Genomic DNA, 4,301 nt, shown 5'->3' on the forward strand with positions numbered 1-4,301 from the left:
GAATACAGAATTTCTAAAATTTGTATTAAATATAATTACCCCTAATTCATTTATAAAAGGAAGAAGAGAGCTTGCTTTAAGGTTTTTAAATCACTTTAATGATCATGAATTAAAAAAATTTATAGAGTTTTATTTAAATTTAAAAGAAAAAGATAGGAAGATTATAGATATATTAATTAGAAACTATGAAAGATTTAGTAGATTATCGATCAATTTAAGTTTAAAATTTGAGAATTATATATTTATTAAAAAAATTTCAGATAGTTTAAATTTAAATTTTAATTCAATGATTCTTTCTTTATACTATTTCTCAAAATGGGAAAGGGTTAAATTAAGAAGAATTTTATTAAATTTAATATTAATATTAAATAAAAAGGAGATAAAATTTTCATAATTTTTGGAGGAAATTATGGAAGTGAAAGAGGCAATTGAAAAAAGGAGAGCTTATAGGTCATTAGATGAAATTGAGATAAGTGAAGATATGATAAAAGATTTATTTAATTCTGCTGTTTTGGCTCCATCTTGCTTTAATAATCAACCTGAAAGATTTATATTTGTAAAAAGTAAAGATAAACTAAATGAAATTTTTGGAGCACTTTCTAAAAATAATGATTGGGCTAAATTTTCTTCTATGATAACTGTTGTCTATACAAAAAAAGATTTAGATTGTGATATTAAAGGAAGAGAATATTTTCTTTTTGATACAGGAATGTCAGTTGGTTTTATGATATTAAGAGCAACTGAATTAGGGCTTGTTGCTCATCCAATTGCAGGTTATGATGAAGATAAAGTAAAAGAAATTCTTCAAATTCCAAATGATTATACTGTTATAACTTTAATAATCTTTGGTAAAAAAAGAGAAGAAATAAGAGAAGTCTTAACAGATAAACAAAAAGAGCAAGAAATAAATAGACCTCCAAGAAAACCCTTTGAAGAATTAGCAAAAATTATTTAACCTAAGACAGAAATTAGAAAAATTCCTGAAAAAATTAAAATAGAAGATATAAATCTAATAAAACCATATTTTTCTTTGAGAAAAATTGTTCCAAGTAACACTGAGAATATTACTCCAATTTCTCTAACTGAAACTATATAACTTAATTTGGATAAATTCATAACATAAATAATTATTGAATATGAAAGAATAATTGAAATTGCTGTATAAAAAATTTTTATCTTCTCATCTTTTAATATTTTTAAAATATCCCTTCTTTTTTTAATTATTAATACATACGGAGCAAAAAGACTAAGTGAAATAATTTCAAATAAATAAACATATATTATTGAATTAACATATTTTGCTCCCACTCTATCTATTAAAGAGTGGAATGTTATTGCAATTAAACATAATAAAGCAAAAATTAAACCCTTATTTTCTTTATTAAAAATTTTTAAAAAATTTCTAAAATCGAAATTCCCAGAAGAAATAAAAAATATACCAATAATTATTAGTAAGATACCAAAAAAACCAAATATTGTAATTTTTTCTCCAAAAATTAAAAAAGAAAAAAGCGCTATTAAAAGCGGAGATGATCTTGCTACAGGATATACAAGCGATAGATCTCCATATTTATATGCAAGAGAAATAAAAAGCCAATAGAAGAAATGTACTAATCCACTTCCAATTATTGGTGGAATTCCTTTTTCATTTAAACCGAATCTTGATAATAAATAAATAACAATTGGAAAATAAATTAAAATCTGAAAAATTTTTGCCCAAAATATGAATATTACTTGATCTTTACTTTTTTTGAAGAAAAAATTCCAAGTTGAATGTATTAGTGCTGAAATAACAACCAAAGATAAAGAAAATATTTCCATTTATCTCCAAGTTTTAACAACTTTTATAATTTTTATGTCATCATGTTCGTTTAATTCAATCTCAGGATATTCTTTGTTTGCTGGTTTTAATTTCCATTTACCATCTTCAAAAACAAGGCGCTTTAAAGTTGCTTTTCCATTTATAATTGCAACAACTAAACTATTATTTTCCCATTGAATGTTTTCATTTAAAAGTAAATAATCTCCTTCATATATTTTTGCGTCAATCATACTATCTCCTTTAACTATTAAAGCATATTCAACATTTTTAGTTTCATCATAAGGGAGCTCTAAATATTTTATTGGTTCTAAATCTCTTTCAACTTGAAGTGGTTCTCCTGCTCTTACATAACCTAATACTGGAATTTTTTTAACAGGAATTCCTTTCATTTTATAAAGAAAATCTAAAACTTTCTTTCTTTCTTCTTCATCAAGAGACTTTATTATTCTAAATAGATAATATTTTTCATCTCTTGTAATTACAAGAGATTCCTCATCTAAAAAATAAGAGATTGGAACATTAAAAACTTCAGATGCTTTAATAATAAATTTTATTCCAGGAGTTCTTAAGCCTTTTTCAATTTGATATATTGCTTGTCTTGTTACTCCTAATCTTTCTCCAAATTCTTCTTGAGTTAAACCAAGATCTTCTCTTAATTTTTTAATTCTTTCACCAATGTTCAACTTTAACCTCCTTTATTAATTATATCAAATAATTTCTATATTTTCTATCAATCTCTTGACAAATAGAAAGTAAATGTTATAATATATGTAAACAAATTGATATAATATTAAGGAGGTGATTTTTTGAAAGATACTGAGATTATCTATGAAATTTTAGCAAGAGTTTTAAACGAGAGAAACAAGGTAAAAATTTTGAAAAAATTGGAAAAATTAGAGAAAAAATCAGATGAGGAGAAAGAGAGAATTTTAGGATTCATTAAAAGTGTAAAGGAGTTGAGAGAACTTTGAAAATTGAGTACATAGTAATTCACCACTCAGGAATAAAAAACAGTGATGGAGATTCATATCTTCTGTGGGAATCTATTAAAAAGAATCACCAAGCGAAATATAAAAGTAGATATCCTTGGTATATTTCAGATTACCATTTCTCTATAACTAAAGATTTAAGAATTTTTAATGGAAATCCAATTACACTTCCTTGCTTCCACTCAGGAGATGATTTTATAAACTTTAGAAGTTTATCAATCTGTTTCTTTGGGAATTTTGATTTAGAAATTCTTGATAGAAAACAATTTGAAATAGGAGTATTAAAAATAACAGAAGTTGCTAAAGAGTTTTCAATTTCTACAAAAAGAATCTTAAAGCACAGTGATATTGTTCCTACATCTTGCCCTGGGAAAAATTTTCCATTTGAAGAGTTAAAAGAGAAAGTTGAATCAAATTTGAAAATTAATTGGAAGGAAGAAGCAATTGAGTTTGTTAAAAAGAAAAATTGGGTTAAGAATGATCATAAACCAACAGAAATTGTCGATTTTGGAACTTTGGCACAAATTTTAAAAAACTTTTATGAAGTTGAATTTAAGAAAGGAGGTGAAAAGTAATGGCAGTAATAGATGAAAGACACTCAATTAGAATTGTTTTTGGAACAGAAGGAAATACAAGAAGTGAGACACAAAACTTCCTCAAATCCACAGCAACAGATTCCCAAGTTGAGGAGTTTGTATCAAGGTTATCTCAACTTATTAAAGACCCTCTTTATACTTCTTTTAGAATTGTTAGAAAAAGATATGGTTAATTTTTAGAAAAAGATAGTACTTTGAAAACGAAAGGAGGTGAAATTTATGGATAAGCAACTCGTTCTTGTCTTTAACACTGAAACAGAGGGTAGAAGTTTCATTATGAGATTTAGTAATCCTAAAGATAACTTAACAGCACAACAGATTCAAAACTTCATGAACTGGATAATTCAGCAAAATATCTTCTTAACAAGATATGGTGAACTAACTGGAATAAGAGATGGAGGTATAGTTGAGAGAAACTTTAATGACTTAATTCCATAAGTTTTAATTTGGGTGAGTGGATTTTCCACTCACCTTTTTAAACTAAAAGGAGGTGAAAAACTTTGGAATTAACAATTGAAGATTTATTAAGACTAATTGGACAAGTTGGTTTTCCAATTGTAATTGCAACATATTTATTGATAAGAAACAATGGAAAGATGGATAAATTAAAAGAAGCAATTTTAGAACTTAAAGAAGTAATAACCCTTTTAAGAGAAGACTTAAATAAATAAGTTAATTAATATAATTTGGGTCAGGTCTAATATTTAAGAAAGTTTGATTCAGGACCTGACCCATTTTTAAATTTAATATTGATTTAAAAATAAATTATCTGGACTGCATTCCAAAGACAAAAAGCGGAAAGTACAGATTTTTGATACAAAAATTAGATCTTGATATGTTTAAACAGCACTATTGATTAGAAGAGTAAGTACATAACTTAAGCCTGTTTAAGGG

The 4,301-nt window shown here is 25.6% G+C and carries 9 protein-coding genes; 7 read left to right on the top strand and 2 right to left on the bottom strand.

From position 1 onward, the window contains the following. Positions 1 to 394: hypothetical protein (locus N3D74_06525; protein MCX8095819.1), on the top strand; the 394-nt coding region annotated here is incomplete at its 5' end. A gap of 15 nt (positions 395 to 409) precedes the next feature. After that, complete coding sequence (locus tag N3D74_06530) at positions 410 to 955, top strand: nitroreductase family protein (protein MCX8095820.1); 546 nt, start codon at positions 410 to 412, stop codon at positions 953 to 955. Here N3D74_06530 and N3D74_06535 read toward each other — a convergent pair. Together N3D74_06535 and N3D74_06540 are read right to left on the bottom strand one after the other, a co-directional pair. Beyond that, complete coding sequence (locus N3D74_06535) at positions 952 to 1,821, bottom strand: EamA family transporter (protein MCX8095821.1); 870 nt, start codon at positions 1,819 to 1,821, stop codon at positions 952 to 954. The two genes, N3D74_06530 and N3D74_06535, sit on opposite strands and share 4 nt — an antisense overlap. Further along, positions 1,822 to 2,505: a helix-turn-helix domain-containing protein gene (locus N3D74_06540; protein ID MCX8095822.1), complete on the bottom strand. Its 684-nt coding sequence runs from the start codon at positions 2,503 to 2,505 to the stop codon at positions 1,822 to 1,824. A 123-nt stretch (positions 2,506 to 2,628) separates the two neighbouring features. On the opposite strand from N3D74_06540, the gene N3D74_06545 reads away from it, so the two are divergent. The 5 genes from N3D74_06545 to N3D74_06565 all read left to right on the top strand — a co-directional run bounded on the left by N3D74_06545 (position 2,629) and on the right by N3D74_06565 (position 4,078). Beyond that, positions 2,629 to 2,793: a hypothetical protein gene (locus N3D74_06545; GenBank protein ID MCX8095823.1), complete on the top strand. Its 165-nt coding sequence runs from the start codon at positions 2,629 to 2,631 to the stop codon at positions 2,791 to 2,793. Further along, complete coding sequence (locus N3D74_06550; GenBank protein ID MCX8095824.1) at positions 2,790 to 3,386, top strand: peptidoglycan recognition protein family protein; 597 nt, start codon at positions 2,790 to 2,792, stop codon at positions 3,384 to 3,386. The genes N3D74_06545 and N3D74_06550 overlap by 4 nt, the downstream gene beginning before the upstream one ends. Then, positions 3,386 to 3,580, top strand: coding sequence for a hypothetical protein (locus N3D74_06555; protein MCX8095825.1), 195 nt, complete (start codon positions 3,386 to 3,388; stop codon positions 3,578 to 3,580). Before N3D74_06550 ends, N3D74_06555 begins: the two co-directional genes overlap by 1 nt. A gap of 46 nt (positions 3,581 to 3,626) precedes the next feature. Next, positions 3,627 to 3,845: a DUF2922 domain-containing protein gene (locus N3D74_06560; protein ID MCX8095826.1), complete on the top strand. Its 219-nt coding sequence runs from the start codon at positions 3,627 to 3,629 to the stop codon at positions 3,843 to 3,845. Between the two features lie 62 nt (positions 3,846 to 3,907). Continuing rightward, entirely contained in the window at positions 3,908 to 4,078 is a 171-nt protein-coding gene (locus N3D74_06565; protein MCX8095827.1) for a YvrJ family protein, read from the top strand. The last annotated feature ends 223 nt before the right edge of the window (positions 4,079 to 4,301 follow it).

The sequence above is a fragment of the Caldisericia bacterium genome (assembly GCA_026414995.1).
Classification (GTDB): Bacteria; Caldisericota; Caldisericia; order B22-G15; family B22-G15; genus JAAYUH01.

Excerpts from the sequence above, each read along its gene's own strand:
- N3D74_06530 (MCX8095820.1), top strand. The coding sequence starts at position 410 with ATGGAAGTGAAAGAGGCAATTGAAAAAAGGAGAGCTTATAGGTCATTA.
- N3D74_06555 (MCX8095825.1), top strand. The coding sequence starts at position 3,386 with ATGGCAGTAATAGATGAAAGACACTCAATTAGAATTGTTTTTGGAACA.
- N3D74_06535 (MCX8095821.1), bottom strand. The coding sequence starts at position 1,821 with ATGGAAATATTTTCTTTATCTTTGGTTGTTATTTCAGCACTAATACAT.
- N3D74_06560 (MCX8095826.1), top strand. The coding sequence starts at position 3,627 with ATGGATAAGCAACTCGTTCTTGTCTTTAACACTGAAACAGAGGGTAGA.